At 71.6% G+C, this 15,913-nt stretch carries 11 protein-coding genes; 6 read left to right on the top strand and 5 right to left on the bottom strand.

All coding sequences use genetic code 11. The annotated features are described in order from the left end of the window. Nucleotides 1–100 precede the first annotated feature (100 nt). The 4 genes from ACZ6TI_RS45260 to ACZ6TI_RS45275 form a co-directional block, all read right to left on the bottom strand. Nucleotides 101–904 carry a transglutaminase-like domain-containing protein gene (locus ACZ6TI_RS45260; RefSeq protein WP_465351489.1) on the bottom strand — a complete coding sequence of 268 codons (804 nt, stop codon included), beginning with the start codon at nt 902–904 and terminating at the stop codon, nt 101–103. A gap of 20 nt (nt 905–924) precedes the next feature. Then, a complete protein-coding gene (locus ACZ6TI_RS45265) occupies nt 925–1,893 on the bottom strand; it encodes an endonuclease/exonuclease/phosphatase family protein (RefSeq protein ID WP_465351490.1) in 969 nt (322 codons plus the stop codon). Nucleotides 1,894–1,947: 54 nt separating this feature from the next. After that, nucleotides 1,948–4,440, bottom strand: coding sequence for a LamG-like jellyroll fold domain-containing protein (locus tag ACZ6TI_RS45270; protein ID WP_465351491.1), 2,493 nt, complete (start codon nt 4,438–4,440; stop codon nt 1,948–1,950). 255 nt (nt 4,441–4,695) lie between these two features. Continuing rightward, entirely contained in the window at nt 4,696–6,060 is a 1,365-nt protein-coding gene (locus ACZ6TI_RS45275) for a UDP-glucose dehydrogenase family protein (RefSeq protein WP_465351492.1), read from the bottom strand. A gap of 116 nt (nt 6,061–6,176) precedes the next feature. On the opposite strand from ACZ6TI_RS45275, the gene ACZ6TI_RS45280 reads away from it, so the two are divergent. The 4 genes from ACZ6TI_RS45280 to ACZ6TI_RS45295 are packed head-to-tail and all read left to right on the top strand — an operon-like array spanning nt 6,177 to nt 11,475. After that, nucleotides 6,177–7,700, top strand: a complete 1,524-nt coding sequence (locus tag ACZ6TI_RS45280; RefSeq protein WP_465351493.1) for a diguanylate cyclase domain-containing protein — start codon at nt 6,177–6,179, stop codon at nt 7,698–7,700. Nucleotides 7,701–7,712: 12 nt separating this feature from the next. Beyond that, the gene (locus ACZ6TI_RS45285; RefSeq protein ID WP_465351494.1) at nt 7,713–8,441 is read left to right on the top strand and encodes a ThuA domain-containing protein; all 729 of its coding nucleotides are present in this window, start codon (nt 7,713–7,715) and stop codon (nt 8,439–8,441) included. Continuing rightward, complete coding sequence (locus tag ACZ6TI_RS45290; RefSeq protein ID WP_465351495.1) at nt 8,438–9,457, top strand: Gfo/Idh/MocA family protein; 1,020 nt, start codon at nt 8,438–8,440, stop codon at nt 9,455–9,457. The genes ACZ6TI_RS45285 and ACZ6TI_RS45290 overlap by 4 nt, the downstream gene beginning before the upstream one ends. Further along, on the top strand, nt 9,448–11,475 hold the full coding sequence (locus tag ACZ6TI_RS45295; protein WP_465351496.1) for an MMPL family transporter: 2,028 nt from the start codon (nt 9,448–9,450) through the stop codon (nt 11,473–11,475). Before ACZ6TI_RS45290 ends, ACZ6TI_RS45295 begins: the two co-directional genes overlap by 10 nt. Here the strand turns inward: ACZ6TI_RS45295 and ACZ6TI_RS45300 are convergent. Next, a complete protein-coding gene (locus ACZ6TI_RS45300; RefSeq protein ID WP_465351497.1) occupies nt 11,450–12,601 on the bottom strand; it encodes an acyl-CoA dehydrogenase family protein in 1,152 nt (383 codons plus the stop codon). The genes ACZ6TI_RS45295 and ACZ6TI_RS45300 overlap by 26 nt on opposite strands. Nucleotides 12,602–12,645: 44 nt before the next feature. On the opposite strand from ACZ6TI_RS45300, the gene ACZ6TI_RS45305 reads away from it, so the two are divergent. Beyond that, nucleotides 12,646–15,540, top strand: coding sequence for a glycine--tRNA ligase (locus ACZ6TI_RS45305; protein ID WP_465351498.1), 2,895 nt, complete (start codon nt 12,646–12,648; stop codon nt 15,538–15,540). After that, nucleotides 15,537–15,866, top strand: coding sequence for a TraR/DksA family transcriptional regulator (locus tag ACZ6TI_RS45310; RefSeq protein WP_465351499.1), 330 nt, complete (start codon nt 15,537–15,539; stop codon nt 15,864–15,866). The genes ACZ6TI_RS45305 and ACZ6TI_RS45310 overlap by 4 nt, the downstream gene beginning before the upstream one ends. Nucleotides 15,867–15,913: the final 47 nt, after the last annotated feature.

A 15,913-nucleotide genomic window follows, 5' to 3' on the forward strand; every position in this document is an offset into this window, starting at 1 on the left:
GGTCAGGCCCCGGCGATCTCGACGGGGACCGGGAGGCCGGCGAAGGCAAAGAGCGCGGCATGCTGGTGGCGGAAGTCAGCCGGCGCGTGCGTCGCCACGGTCAGCCGCCGGTGATCTCGGCCGGGACCGCGAGGTCGGCCGACGCGTAGAGCGCGGCTATCGCGGCCGGGTCGTCGGCGGCGCACGTCGCGGCCACCTCGTCGATCAGGGTGTCGTAGTCCGGGCCGGTCTTGCCCGCATAGGACTCGGCCATGCGGCCCCACTCGTCCCACGGCAGGGTCTCGATGCGCATCAGGCACGCCAGGTCGCGGATGGCGTTGCCGCGGATCTCGGCCTCGCCCCAGGCGTGGCTGGTGCCCCAGACGCCGAACCTGGTCGGGTCGATGGTGCCACCGCGGAAGGCCTGCCACGCCTCGCCGCCGGTCAGGAACTCGCCCGGCGCCAGGTCGGCCGCGTCCGGCACCCGGTCGGTGCCCAGCCACTCGGCGTCGATCCGGACCCAGCGGCGCTCGTCGTCGCCCCAGTATTCGACAACCCAGTGGTCCAGGCCGACGCCGTCCTGGAAATAGGTGCCGAAGCCGCATCTCGCCCGCGCCGGCACCCCGCGCATGCGCAGCAGCGCCACCGCCAGCACGGTGAAGTTGCGGCACGTGCCGACCGTGCGCGCCGGCGCCGGGCGCGGCCAGAGCGGCGCCGGCGAGCGGGCCAGCAGCGCGTCGACCATCGCGCTCGCCGGGCGCAGGTTTCGCTCCTCGGCGCGGTCCGGATGATCGGCCGGCTGGATCACCAGGCCCTGGACGACGCCGCAGATGGCGGCCGGCGTCGGCGGCAGGCCGTCGAAGAGCGGGACCTGCGCCGGCGCCAGCGTGGTGAACACGCCGGGCGCGCCGTAGTCGATGAGCATGCCGGGAACCTACAACGCCGCTACGACAAAAACTCGAACGTGGCGACCACCGGAGCGTGATCGGACTCGGGGAACTTCGCATCCGTCGCGAACGAGGCGGATTCGTCGTGCAGCAGCTCGTTGTGGATCTCCGAGCCGCGGTAGTGGGCGAGCAGGTTCCGGGTCACCAGCATGTGGTCGAGCATGTTGCCGCGGCCCTGGTGGAAGAGGGTGTAGCGGCTGCTCTCCGGGACGGTGTTCTCGATCGGCACCAGCACCCGCCCGGCCAGCGCGGGGTTGCCGGTGTCCTCGACGGTCCCGCGGATGGCCATCACCGGGATCTCGTCCGGCGTCGCGTTGAAGTCGCCGGCCACCACGATCCGCGCGGCCGGGTCGGCGTCCAGGATCTGGTCGACCAGCCGCCGCACCTCGAGCGCCTGCCCCATCCGCTTCATCGACGACAGGAAGGTGCCTTCGGCCCAGGTGTCTGCCGTACGCCAGGTGAAGTTGTCCAGCATGCCGCCCGGGATCGGGGTCGGCAGCTTCGACTTCAGGTGCACGTTGATCACGTGCAACGGCACCCCCGCCACCTCGAGCGTGACGTGCAGGATGGGTCGCTCGACGCCGATCTCCACCGGGAACGGGTCGATCGGCTCCGCGGTCAGCCGGCGATAGGTGGGCGCGGCGACGAGGTCGTTGCGCAGTTGCTCGCGGCCCAGCACCGGGAACAGGCTGGCCACCACCAGGTTGCGCTCGTCGTAGACGCCGTCGTCCTTGGGCTTGGTGCTGACCAGCGCGGCGCCGGCCAGGTTGGTGCCGGACAGCAGGGCGGTCAGGGCGTGCAGGGCGCGCGGCTGTCCCGGCCGTTCCTGCCCGTGCACCTCCTGGAAGCAGGCGATGTCGGCGTTCAGTCGCACGATCTGCGGCCGCATCAGCTCGATGCGCGCCGGCAGTGCGGGTTCCTCGTCGAAGTTTTCCAGGTTGAACGTGGCGATGCGTAAGACGGCCATGGCGTCACGCTAGGTTCACGTGACGCCATGGCCTGCCGATCAGTCGTGGATCCGCTACTTCTCCTGGTCGAACAGCGTCTGCACCTCGGCCGCCGAGAGCGCGCGGTCGTACAGGTGGACCTGGTCGGCCACGCCGTCCAGGTAGTCGACCGGGTTGCCGCCGAACTTGCCGCGGCCGATCACCGTGTGGCCGGTCGGGGTGGACGACGACAGGCAGGCGCCGACCGAGCCGGCCAGCTGACCGTCCACGTAGAGCCGCAGCTCGCCCTTGACCGAGTCGCGCACGCCGACCAGGTGGTACCAGCGGCCGACGTCCGGCTTGACCGGAGCCAGCGCCCGCACCCCGGCGAAGCTCATCGCGAAGCGCTGGTCGGCGCCGGAGTACTGCAGGAAGAAGTCGCTGGCGCTCGGGCCGTCCTGGCTGACGACGGTCTGGAAGGCGCCGTCCGCCTTGTCCAGCTTGACCCAGGCCGACGCCGAGTAGTCGGTCGACGTGTCCAGCACCGGCGCGCCCAGGTCGATCAGCTGCGACGACCCGTTCAGGTTGATGCCCTGACCCTGGTGCGCGTCCACGAAGCCGGGGTCGCCGACCAGCGTGCCGTCGTGGTCACCGGCCGCGTCCGTGGCGTTGCCGTCCAGCGGGTAGTACGAGACGCCGGTCAGGCCGGGGGTGCCGGGCGGCGGCTGCGGCGTGTTGGCCGCCGAGCCGTCGGCCTCCCGGATGATGCGCTTGTTCACGTTGCGGACCTTGGTGAAGTCCATCTTCTCGACCTGCCGGTCGTACGTGTAAAAGCCGTTGACCTCGTGCTCGACATCGGTGATCTGGGTGTAGATCGAGCCGCTGATGCCGCACCGCTGGGCAGCCGTGATGGCGTCCTGCTCGTTGGTCACGTACCGCCGGGTCAGCGCGTCCGAGTTCGGGAAGAGGTCCGCGTAGCCGTGCCCCTCGCCGAACCACATGTGGTTGGGCACCTCGAGGCCGAATCCGCCGTGCTCACCGTCGATGGACACCCGGTTCGCGTCCGGCGCCGGCGACGCCGGTCCGCCGTCGTTGTACTCGTGGTGGTCGAGCACGTCGCCGCGCCCCGAGTCACCCTTGGAGTTGCAGCAGTTCACGCCGCTGTGCGCGTTGACCAGGCGGCTCGGGTCCTGCGCCTTGACCTCGTCCGCGATCCGGCCGGTCGCGGTGCGGTCCCACTCGCCCCAGCCCTCGTTGAACGGCACCCAGGCGACGATCGAGGTCCAGCTGTCGTGCTCGCGGACCATCTCGTGCAGCTCGGCCTCGAACTGGCCGCGCCACGCCTCCGGGATCGGCCCGGTGTTCGACGACGGCATGTCCTGCCAGACCATCAGGCCGAGCTTGTCCGCCCAGTAGAACCAGCGGTCCGGCTCCACCTTGATGTGCTTGCGGACGGTGTTGAAGCCGAGGCGCTTGTGCGCCTCCAGGTCGAAGCGCAGGGCGGCGTCGGTCGGCGCGGTGTTCAGCCCGTCCGGCCAGAAGCCCTGGTCCAGAGTGGCCAGGTTGAACAGGATCTGGCCGTTCAGCGCGATCCGCAGCTTGCCGTCCGCGCCGGCCTTCTTGCTGACCTCGCGCAGGCCGAAGTACGACCCGACGGTGTCCACCGGGGTGCTGCCGCTGAGCAGCTGCACCTCGAGCCCGTACAGGTAGGGGTTGTCCGGCGACCACAGCTTGGGGTTGCGCACCGGCAGCGTGAGCTGGGTGTCGGCGGGGCCGGTCACCTGGCCGACGATGCCGCCGTTCGCGTTGCGGGCCACCGCCTTAACGGTCAGCCCGGCGCCGTTCACCGTCTTGGCGGTCAGCTTGAGCGCACCCGCGGTGATGTCCGGAGTGGTCTTCAGGCTCTCGATGCTGGAGGCGCCGACCGGCTCCATCCACACCGTGCGCCAGATGCCGGAGCTGCCCTGATAGAAGATGCCGCGGTCGGACTGCCGGCGCTGCTTGCCGATCGGCTGCCCGGTGGCGTCGGTCAGGTCCTCGGCCCAGACGATGAGCTCCTGCGGGCCGTTGCCGCGCAGGGCGTTGGTGACGTCCACGTCGAAGCCGTCGTAGCCGCCGCGGTGGGTGGCCACCTGGGTGCCGTTGACCCAGACCTTGGCGTCGTAGTCGACCGCGCCGAAGTGCAGCACCAGCCGCTTGCCCTGCCAGGCGGCGGGCACGGTGAAGGTGCGGCGGTACCACATGCGGTCCTCGTGCCGCTGGATCCCGGAAAGGGCAGATTCGATCGGGTACGGGACCAGCACGCGCTCGTTGAGGGCACGCCCGACCGGCGGCGCCTCGTTGACCTCGGCCCGGGCGAACTGCCAGACGCCGTTGAGGTTCTGCCACGCGTCACGGGTGAGCTGCGGGCGGGGGTATTCCGGCAGCGCGTTGGCCGGACCGACCTCGTCGGTCCACGGCGTGGCGATCGGCGGCACGCCCTTCTCCCACTGTGGCGCCGCCTCGGCACGGGTGGCCGGGCCGATCAGCCCGGCCGTTATGAGGGTGGCGGCGGCCGCGGCCAGCGCCCGCCGTCGAGGGTTGTTCATTGATGTCCTCTCGCGTTGTCCAACACGGGCTTGCATGGGTTTTCCGCCGCGGGTCAAAAGGGCACGCGGGCAGCACGAAACTGCGCGCCGCGAGGAAAAGCGAAAGGAAAAACGCGGAGCGCTCGTGGACCGCCATGAGCCAACACATTTGAACAACAGCGATCAGGTTACGTCAAGGTTTCGAGCGAAGATCCTCTATGAACGCACAGGTGCCCCGCCGCGAACTGCGCGACGAGGCACCGAAACGAGAAGGGTCTATCCAGCCGTGGTCAGGTATTTGAAGCCGAGACGCTGCATGCGACCGGCCTCGAGGCAGTGCCGGCCGTCGAGCAGCACCGGTGTCCGCATGAGACCGACGAACTTGCCCCAGTCGAGATCCATGTACTGATCCCACTTGGTGACCAGGATGACCGCGTCGGCGTCGTCGAAGACCTCGTCGACGGTCTCGGCCAGCTGCCCGGCCATCTCCGGCTGCTCGCGGCGGAACCGCTCGCCCGCCACCGGGTCGTGCAGCGTCACCCGGGCGCCGCGGGCCGCCAGCTGGCGGGCGATGTCCACCGAGGGCGAGTCGCGCAGGTCGTCGGTGTCCGGCTTGAACGCCAGCCCGAGCACGCCGATCTTGCGTCCCTTGAGGATGCGCAGCTCGTCGAGCAGGCGGTCGACCACGACCAGGCGCTGCTGCGCGTTCACCTCGCGGGCGGCGCGCACGATGGGCATGTCGTGGTGGTATTCCTCGGCGGTGGTGATCAGCGCGGCGGTGTCCTTGCCGAAGCAGGAGCCGCCCCAGCCGACGCCGGGCTCGAGGAAGCGCGGGCCGATCCGGGCGTCCAGGCCGATGCCGCGGGCCACCTGGGTGACGTCCGCGCCGACCTTGCCGGCGAGCCGGCCCACCTCGTTGATGAAACTGATCTTGGTGGCCAGGAACGCGTTGGCCGCGTATTTGATCAGCTCGGCCGAGGCCAGGTCGGTGGAGACCATCGGCACCGCGCCGACCTCGCCCGGCCGGGGCAGGAAGGTGGGCGGGGTGAAGGTCTGGTTGAGCACGGCGCGGTAGAGGCGGTTGAGCACCTCGAGGCCGCGCGGGCTGTCCGAGCCGACCACGATGCGGTCCGGGTAGAGCGAGTCGAAGATGGCCACGCCCTCGCGCAGGAACTCCGGGTTGGACGCGACCGTGAACTCGCCCTTCGAGCGGCGCGAGTGGGTGCGCTCGAACGCCTCGCGCAGGATCGAGTCGACCCAGTTGCTGCTGCCGATCGGCACCGTCGACTTGTTCACCACCACGGTGAACTCGCCGCCCACGTGCTTGCCGACGCTCTCCGCGGCCGAGCTGAGGAAGCGCAGGTCAGGGTTGCCATCCGGCAGCGACGGGGTCTGCACGGCGATGAAGACGACCTCGGCGCCGGGCACACCCTGCGCATAGTCCGTGGTGAAGGTGAGCCGCTCGGACGCCTCGGCGAGCAGGGACTCCATGTGCGGCTCGTAGATCGGCGACCGGCCGGCGCGCAGCATCTCGACCTTGTTCTCGTCGAGGTCGACGCAGGTCACCTCGTGCCCGAGGAAGGCCAGGCTGACACCCGTGGTGAGCCCCACGTAGCCCGTCCCGACGACGCACACCTTCATCGTTGCAGTCCCCTTCTCCCGGCAGCATCGAACCGGCACACCCGACCCGGCGGCACCCGACACCGTAGCCGACCGCGGAAACTCAAGCGTTCACCGTTCCTGCCGATGAGATACCCGTGACCGTGGGGAGCGAACTACGTCCGGCCCGGCCCGCGCATGCCACGCTGGGCGCGGAGCACCCGTATGTCCGGAATCCGCAGGAGGCCCTGCTCGCCGATCTCATCGATTTCATGACCCGTGACACACCCTCGCTGGCCCAGTTGATCGAGGTGGTGCACGGTCATCTGAGCCCGGGCGGGCTGCGCCGGGTCACCGTCTTCGGCCTCGAACCGGACGACGGCACGCTGAACGTGCTGGCCGGCACCGGGCACGATCCGGACGGGTTGCGCCTGGCCGGGCGGGTGTTCCGCTCCCCCGCGGGCGGCCGGCCGCTGCTCGAGGAGGATCGGATGGGCGTGCGGCTGCGGGTCGGCGGCCAGACCGTCGGCGTGCTCGTGCTGCGCGGCGGCAACCTCGAGGACCTGCGCCCCGAGGTGGTCTCCGCGCTCGCCCTGCACGTCGCCACGACACTGCTCGCCCTGGACTTCGAGCGGCGGCGCCAATTTCTGACCCACGCGACCGACGTGATCCGCCGGCTCTTCGAGGAGGGCACGGTCGCGACCAGCGTCGAGGAGGCCGGCCGGATGCTCGCCGCCGCGGTCGCCGAGGCGTTCCGCACCGAACACGCCGCCCTCAATCTGGTCGGCCCGGACGGCCTGATCGAGCACGCGATCGCGGTGGGCACCGCCGACCCGGAGCTGTCCGCGGCGCTCTGCGCGAGCCTGCTCGGGAAGGTGGCCCGGGACTCGCCGGTGTGGCGGTCGGCCGAGGCGGCCGGCGGCCCGATCATGATCGGTGACGTCGCGTCCACCCCGGCCCGTGTCGGCGGCTTCGTGCAGACGCTCGGGCTGCGGTCGTACGTGGCGATGCCGCTGTTCGCCGGAAACACGCCGATCGGCATGGTGATGTGCGGGGACAGCACGCGTACCCGGCAGTGGAGCCCGACCGACCGGGTGCTGGCCCGCCAGATGGCCGGCCAGGGCGCGCTGATCGTGGACAGCGCCCGGATGCGCCAGGCCGAGGCCGCGCACGTCGAGACCCTCACCAAGCAGGCCTTCCACGACGCGCTGACCGGTCTGCCGAACCGCTCGCACCTGCTGGACAACGCCGAGCTCGCGCTGCAGGTGGCCGCCGCGAGCGCGGGCCCGCTGGCCCTGATGCTGCTCGATCTGAACGGCTTCAAGCAGGTCAACGACACCGCCGGGCACCACGCCGGCGACCTGCTGCTGCAGGAGGTCGGGCAGCGGCTGCTGGGCGCGCTGCGCGAACACGACCTGGTGGCCCGGCTGGGCGGCGACGAGTTCGCGGTGGTGCTGACCCGCGGCGCCGACGAGGAGCGCGCGTTCGCGGTGGCCGAGCGGATCCACGAGCGGCTCGGCGAGCCCTACGACATCGACGGGGAGCGGATCGAGGTGGGCGCGAGCATCGGCATCGCGCTGTTCCCGGATTACGCGACCGACGTCGCCGACCTGCTGCGCGGCGCGGACGCCGCGATGTACCGCGCCAAGCGGCACGGCGGTGGGGTCCGGCTGGCGAGATGAGAGGATCGCCCGGTGACGATCCGGGTGACGGTGTGGGGCGAGTACAGGCACGAGCGCAGCGAGCAACATGTCGCCGAGCTCTATCCGGACGGCATGCACGAGACGATCGCCGCGGGCATCGCCGAGCACCTGGGCCCGGACGCCGAGATCCGCACCGCGACGCTGGACGAGCCGGAGCACGGCCTGACCGAGGAGGCGCTGGCCGCGACCGACGTGCTGACCTGGTGGGGACACCAGGCGCACGACGAGGTGGCCGACGACGTGGTCGCCCGGGTGCACCGGCACGTGCTGTCCGGGATGGGGCTGGTGGTGCTGCATTCCGGGCACTTCTCCAAGATCTTCCAAACCCTGATGGGTACGAGTTGCCGGCTGCGCTGGCGCAACGCCGACGACCGTGAGCTGATCTGGACCGTCGACCCCACCCACCCGATCGCCGAGGGCGTCCCGCACCCCCTGGAGATCGAGGCCGACGAGATGTACGGCGAGTTCTTCGACATCCCGGCCCCGGACGAGCTGATCTTCCTGAGCACGTTCAGCGGCGGCGAGGTGTTCCGCAGCGGCTGCACCTGGCGCCGCGGCTACGGCAAGGTCTTCTATTTCCGCCCCGGCGACCAGGACTACCCGACCTACCACCACCCCGGCGTCCGGCGGGTGATCGCCAACGGCGTGCGCTGGGCCCGCACCGAGCGCCCCGAGCGGGTCTTCCCGGAGATCCGCCGCTACCAGGGACTGCACGGGTGACGCCGCTGCGCGTGGTGGTGGCCGGCGCGGGTCCGATGGGCCGGCAGTGGCTGGACGTGGTGGCCGCGTCGGACGAGGTCGAGCTGGCCGGCATCGCCGATCTGGATGTCGCGGCCGCGCGGGACGTGGCCGGTCCCGAGGTCCCGGCCGGCCCGGACGCGGTGGCGCTGGCCCGGCAGACCGGCGCGCAGGCCCTGATCAACGTGACCCCGCCGGCCGCACACCACCCGCTGACCACCGCCGCGCTCTTCGCCGGGCTGCCGGTGCTCGGCGAGAAGCCGCTCGCCGAGACGGTGGCGCAGGCCCTGTCGCTGGCCGCCGCGTCCGAGGTGACCGGGCAGCTGTTCATGGTGAGCCAGTCGAGGCGGTGGAACAGCCAGCTCGAGGCGCTGCGGGCGCTGACCGCCGGGCTGGGCGGGATCGGCACGGTGACCACCGACTTCTTCCGGGCGCCACGCTTCGGCGGGTTCCGCGAGCAGATGCCCCACCCGCTGCTCACCGACATGGCGATCCACGCCTTCGACGCGGTCCGGCACCTGCTCGGCGACGACCCGGTCGCGGTCACCTGCCACAGCTGGAACCCGTCCTGGAGCTGGTTCGCCGGCGACGCGAACGCGACCGCGGTGTTCGAGATGCGCGGCGGCGCCCGTTACGTCTACACCGGCAGCTGGTGCTCGCCGGGGCGGGACTCCTCGTGGAACGGCGAGTGGACGGTCCGCGGCGAGAAGGGCCTGGCGACCTGGGACGGCGATTCTCCCCCGCCGGGTGCGGAGATGCCCGCCAGCCAAAAGCCCGAGGGCATCGCGGCGGCGCTGCACGCCTTCGTCACCGCGTTGCGCACCGCGGTCCCGCCGAGCGGCGAGGTGCACGACAACCTCCTGAGCCTGGCGATGGTCGAGGCGGCGATCACCTCGGCCGAGGCGGGCCGCACGATCGCGATGGACGACGTGCTCGCCGCCGCCCGCGCGACCGCCCGGCGCGACGAGACGAACCCCGAGGTGCGCGCGTGTCTCTGATCGCCGGGCTGGTGATTCGTCATCGCTGGTGGGTGCTGGTCGCCTGGATCGTGCTCGCGGCCGCCGGGGCCTATGCCGCGCCCAAGGCGGTGGACGCGCTCAGCTACGACTTCGGGCTGCCCGGGCAACCGGGCTACGAGACCAACCGGGACATCGTCGAGACCTTCGGGGCGGGCGGTCACGCGCCGCCGCTGCTGCTCGTGGTGACCGACCCCGCGGACGGCTCCGGCGCCGCGCTCCGGCAGCAGGTGAGCAACGCCCTGCCCGGGGCGCTGGTGTCCGACTACGACCAGCATCGCGAGCTGCGCTCCGGGCGTACCGGAGTGATCGTGGTCCATCCCCGGCCCGCCGCCGGGCCGGACGCCGGCGCACAGGCCCTGCCCGTGCTCGAGCGGATCGCCCGCGACGCGGGCGCGACGGTGACCGGCAAGGACGCGCTGGCGGCCGAGGAGGAGGGCGGCGGAGGCGGCGCCGACGTGCTGGCCGAGACCATCTTCGGCGGCGGCGGCGCGCTGATCGTGCTGCTGCTGGTCTTCGGCTCGGTGCTCGCGCTGATGCCACTGCTGATCGCGGCCGCGTCGATCCTCACCACGTTCCTGATCGTGTGGGGGCTGACCGGCATCACCGACGTCTCGTTCATCGTGCAGTTCCTGCTGGCGCTGATCGGGCTGGGCGTGGCGATCGACTACGCGCTGCTGATCGTCACCCGCTGGCGCGAGGAGCGCGGGCACGGCCTGGACAACACCGAGGCGGTACGCGAATCCCTGCGCACCGCCGGCGAGTCGGTGTTCTTCTCCGGCGTGACCGTGGCGGTCAGCCTGGCGGCGCTGATCGTGCTCCCGGTGCCGTTCCTGCGCAGCATCGGCTTCACCGGACTGCTGATCCCGGTGGTCAGCGTGGCCGCCGCGCTCACCCTGCTGCCCGCGCTGCTGCTGGTGGCCGGCCCGCGCCTGGACTGGCCGCACCGCCGCAAGTCGGACCCGGACAGCCGGCTGTGGCGCCGCGTCGGCACGTTCGTGGTGCGCCGCAGGTGGCTCGCCGCGGCGGTGTCGGCCGCCTTCCTGCTGGTGCTCGCGCTGCCGGTGCTGGGGCTGCGGCTCGGCCAGCCGTCCGACGCGTCGCTGGCCTCGGGCGGCGGCGCGGCCGGCCGGGCCATCCTGGCGGTGGACGAGGCCGGGCTGGGCGCCGGGCTGTCCACGCCGATCGTGATCCTGACGACCGATCCGGACGCTGTGCTGCTCGCGGTGCAGCAGGTGGACGGCGTGGCGGCGGTGATCGCGCCGGAGTCGTGGCGGGTGGGCGAGCAGGCGCTGGTCGAGGCGTGGACCGTCGCGGACACCGCGGACGAGAGTGGCCGGGACGCCGCGGCGGCGGTGCGGCGGATGGCGGAGAGCGCCGGCGCGCGGGTCGGCGGGGTGCCCGCGCAGGACGCCGACTTCATCAGCGCGGTGTACGGCAACGCGTGGTGGGTGATCGGGCTGATCGTGGTGCTCACCGTGCTGCTGCTGACCCGGGCGCTGCGGTCGGTCGTGCTGCCGCTCAAGGCGCTCGTGCTCAACGTGATCTCGCTGGCCGCGGCGTACGGGATGACGGTCTGGATCTGGCAGGACGGCCACGGGACCGAGCTGTTGTTCGGGCAGACCGCGGCCGGCGTGATCACGACCTGGGTGCCGGTGGCGGTGTTCGCGTTCCTGTTCGGGCTCTCCATGGACTACGAAGTGTTCCTGCTGTCGCGCATCCGCGAGGAGCACGACGCCGGCCACGGCACCGACGAGGCGACCGTGCTGGGCGTCGCGCGCACCGGCCGGCTGGTGACCAGCGCGGCGCTGATCCTCTTCCTGGCCTTCATCTCGCTGTCCACGGTGCCCGTCACCGACGTGAAGATCCTGGCCACCGCGCTGGCGCTGGGCATCATCATCGACGCCACCGTGGTCCGCGGGGTGCTCGCGCCGGCCCTGGTCGCGGCCCTCGGCGACGCGAACTGGTGGACCCTCAGACGAAGGCCGAGAGACCCGTGACGGCCCGGCCGACGATCATCGTGTTGATCTCACGGGTGCCCTCGTAGGAATAGAGGGCCTCGGAGTCGGCGACGAACCGGCCGATGTCGTAGTCGAGCACGATGCCGTTGCCGGCCAGCAGCTCACGCGCCCAGCCGACCACCTCGCGCATCCGGGTGGTGCAATAGGCCTTGGCCAGCGCCGAGTGCTCGTCGCGATATTCGCCGTTGTCCTGCAACTGGGCCAGCCGCACGCACATGCCCATCGCGCCGGTCACGTTGCCGACCATCCGCACCAGCAGGTCCTGGACCAGCTGGAACTTGCCGATCGGGCGGCCGAACTGCTCGCGCTCCTTGGCATAGGCGAGCGCGATCTCGTACGCCGCCAGCATCACCCCGACCGCCTGCCAGGCCACCCCGCTGCGGGTCTGCCGCAGGATCTTCGCGGTGTCCTTGAACGAGTTCGCGTTCTGCAGCCGGTCCTCGTCCGGGATCCGGACGCCGGTCAGCGTGATGTCCGCGTTCTGCACGGTCCGCAGCGCGATCTTCCGCTCGATCTTCGTGGCCTCGAACCCCGGCGCGTCGCCGGGCACCACGAACCCCTTGACCTGGTTGTCGTCGACGTCGCGGGCCCAGACCACGATCAGGTCGGCGAAGGTGGCGTTGCCGATCCAGCGCTTCGCACCGTCGAGGATCCAGGTGTCGCCGTCGCGGCGGGCGGTCGTGCGCAGGCCGGCCGCCACGTCGGAGCCGCCGGTGGGCTCGGTCAGCGCAAAGGCGCCGATCTTCTGGAAGGACGCCATCTCCGGGAGCCACCGCTCCTGCTGAGCCGCCGAGCCGCAGGTGGTGATGCTGCCCATCGCCAGGCCGCTGTGCACGCCGAAGAAGGTGGCCATGGACGCGTCGGCGTGCGCCATTTCGAGGGCCAGCCAGCCGCTCAGCAACGAGGAGTGGGTGCGGCCGGCGATGCCCAGGTCCGCGTACCCCTTGATCAGCTGGAACGGGAACTCGGCGCGCTCCCAGCAGGCGTTCGCGATCGGCTTGACCTCGGCGTCGAGGAACGCGCGGACCCGTTCCACGATCGCGCTCTCCTGGGCGGAGAGCAGGTCCTGGAACCGGTACAGATCCCCTACGAGCAGCTCAGACATATATTGTCTGTACCCGCGCGGCGGGCTGCCTAGACTTCGGTCCCATGCTCACCGTGCAGGACGCGCTCACCCGGCTGCTCGCGTACTGGACCGATCAGGGGTGCCTGACGGTCCAGCCGATGAACACCGAGGTCGGCGCCGGCACCCTCAACCCGGCGACGTTCCTGCGGGTGCTGGGTCCGGAGCCGTGGCGCGTGGTGTACGTGGAGCCGTCGGTGCGCCCGGACGACTCCCGGTACGGCGAGAACCCCAACCGCATCCAGACGCACACCCAGGTGCAGGTGATCCTCAAGCCGGAGCCGGGCGACGCGCAGGAGCTCTATCTGGGCAGTCTCGCCGCGCTCGGCATCGACGTGTCGGCGCACGACGTGCGGTTCGTGGAGGACAATTGGGCCGCGCCGGCGGTGGGCGCGTGGGGGCTGGGCTGGGAGGTGTGGCTGGACGGGCTGGAGATCACCCAGTTCACGTACATGCAGCAGGCCGGCGGCCTCCCACTCGACCCGCCGTCGGTGGAGATCACCTACGGCGTCGAGCGGATCCTGATGGCGTTGCAGGGCGTGCGGCACTTCAAGGACATCGTCTATGCCCGGGGCGTGTCCTACGGCGAGGTGTTCGGCCAGGGCGAATACGAGATGTCCCGTTACTACCTGGACGACGCCGACATCGAGACCACCCGCCGGCTGCTCGACCTCTACGTCGCCGAGGCGCAGCGGATGATCGACGCCGGGCTGCCGGTGCCGGCGCACACGTTCGTGCTCAAGTGCTCGCACGCGTTCAACGTGCTGGACGCCCGCGGCGCCGTCTCGACCGCCGAGCGGGCCGCCGAGTTCGCCCGGATCCGGCGGCTGGCCGGCGAGGTGTCCCGGCTGTGGATCGCCCGCCGCGACGAGCTCGGCCATCCGCTCGGCCTCTCTTCTCCGCCGCCGGCGGCGTTCGCCGGGCCGGCGATCGAAGGGTCGCGGCCGCGGATGCTGGCCTTCGAGATCGGTACGGAGGAGATGCCCCCGGATGCGGCGGCCGCCGCCTCTCTGTTCGTGCGGGAGCGCCTGACCACGCTGCTCGGCGCCACCCGGCTGACCCACGGCGAGATCCGCGTGGCGGCCACACCCCGGCGGCTGATCGCGCTGGTCTCCGACGTGGCGCCGAGGGAATCAGATCGCACCGTGCGGGTGAAGGGACCGAAGCTCGGCGCGCCGGCTCGCGCTCTGGAGGGTTTCGCCCGCTCGCAAGGGGTCTCGTCGGAAGGCCTCCAGGCCGACGACACCACCTATTTCGTGGAACGGTTCGAGACCGGGCGGCCCTCGGCGGCCGTGCTGGCCGAGCTGCTCGGCGAGCTGGTGACCGGGCTGCGGTCGGCGAAGAACATGCGCTGGAACGACCCGGCGCTGTCGTTCAGCCGCCCGATCCGCTGGCTGCTCGCGCTGCTCGGCGACGACGTCGTGCCGGTCGCGGTGTCCACCCTCGCGGCCGGACGGCAGACCCGGGTGCTGCGCGACGCGACCGAGCCGGTCGTCACGATCGCGTCCGCGGAGAGCTTCATGGAGGAGATCGCGGTGCGCGGCATCGTGGCCGACGCCGAGGACCGCGCCGAGCTGATCGTGACCGGCGCGCAGGATCTCGTCTATCCGGACGGGCAGGTCGATCTCTCCGGGCTGGTGGAGCAGCTGACCTACCTGGTGGAGGCGCCGAACCCGCTGCTCGGCACGTTCGACGAGAGTTATCTGGCACTGCCCGCCGACGTGCTCACCACGGTGATGCGCAAGCACCAGCGTTATCTGCCGGTGCGCTCGGCCAAGGGCGAGCTGCTGCCGATGTTCGTAGCGGTGGCCAACGGTGTGGTGGACGTGGAGGCTGTCCGCGCGGGCAACGAGGCAGTACTGCGCGCCCGTTATGAGGACGCCGCGTTCTTCTACCGGGCCGACCTCGCCACGTCGCTTCCCGATCTCACGGCGCGCCTCGCCCGGCTCACCTTCACCGACAAGCTGGGGTCGATGGCCGACCGTGCGGCCCGGATCGGCGCGCTGGCCGTGCGCTGGGACGACTCGCCGGTGCTGGCGCGCGCCGCCGAGCTGGTCAAGGTGGACCTCGGCTCGCAGATGGTGATGGAGCTGACCAGCCTGGCCGGCGTGATGGCCCGGGACTACCTGCTGCGGGCCGGCGAGTCGCGGGCGGTCGCGCAGGCGGTCTACGAGGCCGAGCTGCCCCGATCGGCCGGTGACACGCTGCCCGCGTCGCTGCCCGGCGCGCTGCTGTCGCTCGCCGACCGGCTCGACCTGGTCGCCGGGCTGGCCGCCACGGTGGGGCTGCCGACCGGCAGCAGCGACCCGTTCGCCGTACGCCGCGCCGCCCTGGGCCTGCTCGTCGTGCACCGCGCCCACCCGGCGCTGTCCTGGCTGAGCCTGTCGTCGGCGCTGCGGGAGGCCGCCGACCTGCAGCCCGTCCCGGTGCCGGAGTCGGTCGTGGCCGACGCCGCCGCCTTCCTGTCCCGCCGCCTGGAGCAACAGCTGATCGAAGAGGGCAACCCCGTCGATCGGGTACGCGCCTCGCTCGTGCACGCCGACCGCCCCTCGATCGTGGACGACTGCCTGGCCCAGCTCGGCACCCTGGTCGACGACCCGGCCTTCCGTGCCGTGGCGGCCGCCCTGAGCCGATCCCGCCGCATCGTGCCGGCCGCATTCGCGGGCGGCGACGACCCCGCCCTGCTCAAGGAACCGGCCGAGGTGGCGCTGCTCGCCGCGCTCGACCAGACCCCGCCGGCCGACGACCTGGTCTCCTTGACCGCCACCTCCGGCCCGCTGGTCGCGGCGGTCGAACGGTTCTTCGAGGACGTGCTGGTGATGGCCGACGACCCGGCGCTGCGGGCGGCCCGGCTCGGCCTGCTGGCCGCCGTCCGCGACCGCGGCGCGCACCTGCTCGACTGGACCGAGCTGCATCTGTGAGCGCCCGCGACCACCTGCTGCGGCTGCGCGCTTCCGCGCTCGCCGAGATCGCCACGCTCGACCGCGACCTGCACGCGCTCTTCGAGGCGTCGCGCGGGTCCAACGCGGACGACGAGCACGACCCCGAGGGATCCACCATCGGGTACGAGCGGGCCCAGCTGACCGCGGTGCTCGAGGCGGCCCGCCGGCAACTGGCCGACGTGGACCTCGCGCTGGCCCGGGTGGAGTCCGGCGACTACGGCGTGTGCGAGAGGTGCGGGCGGCCGATCCCCGCCGAGCGGCTGGAGATCCGGCCGTTCGCGCGCACCTGCGTCGGCTGCGCCTAGAAGTTTCCCCGCGCTTCAAGTCGGATCAACCCGCGATTCGTGTCGAT

The organism is Actinoplanes sp. NPDC051388, from assembly GCF_055586225.1.

Coding starts and splice junctions, on each gene's coding strand:
- ACZ6TI_RS45300 (WP_465351497.1), bottom strand. CDS start 12,601: ATGTCTGAGCTGCTCGTAGGGGATCTGTACCGGTTCCAGGACCTGCTC.
- ACZ6TI_RS45270 (WP_465351491.1), bottom strand. CDS start 4,440: ATGAACAACCCTCGACGGCGGGCGCTGGCCGCGGCCGCCGCCACCCTC.
- ACZ6TI_RS45275 (WP_465351492.1), bottom strand. CDS start 6,060: ATGAAGGTGTGCGTCGTCGGGACGGGCTACGTGGGGCTCACCACGGGT.
- ACZ6TI_RS45265 (WP_465351490.1), bottom strand. CDS start 1,893: ATGGCCGTCTTACGCATCGCCACGTTCAACCTGGAAAACTTCGACGAG.
- ACZ6TI_RS45305 (WP_465351498.1), top strand. CDS start 12,646: ATGCTCACCGTGCAGGACGCGCTCACCCGGCTGCTCGCGTACTGGACC.
- ACZ6TI_RS45260 (WP_465351489.1), bottom strand. CDS start 904: ATGCTCATCGACTACGGCGCGCCCGGCGTGTTCACCACGCTGGCGCCG.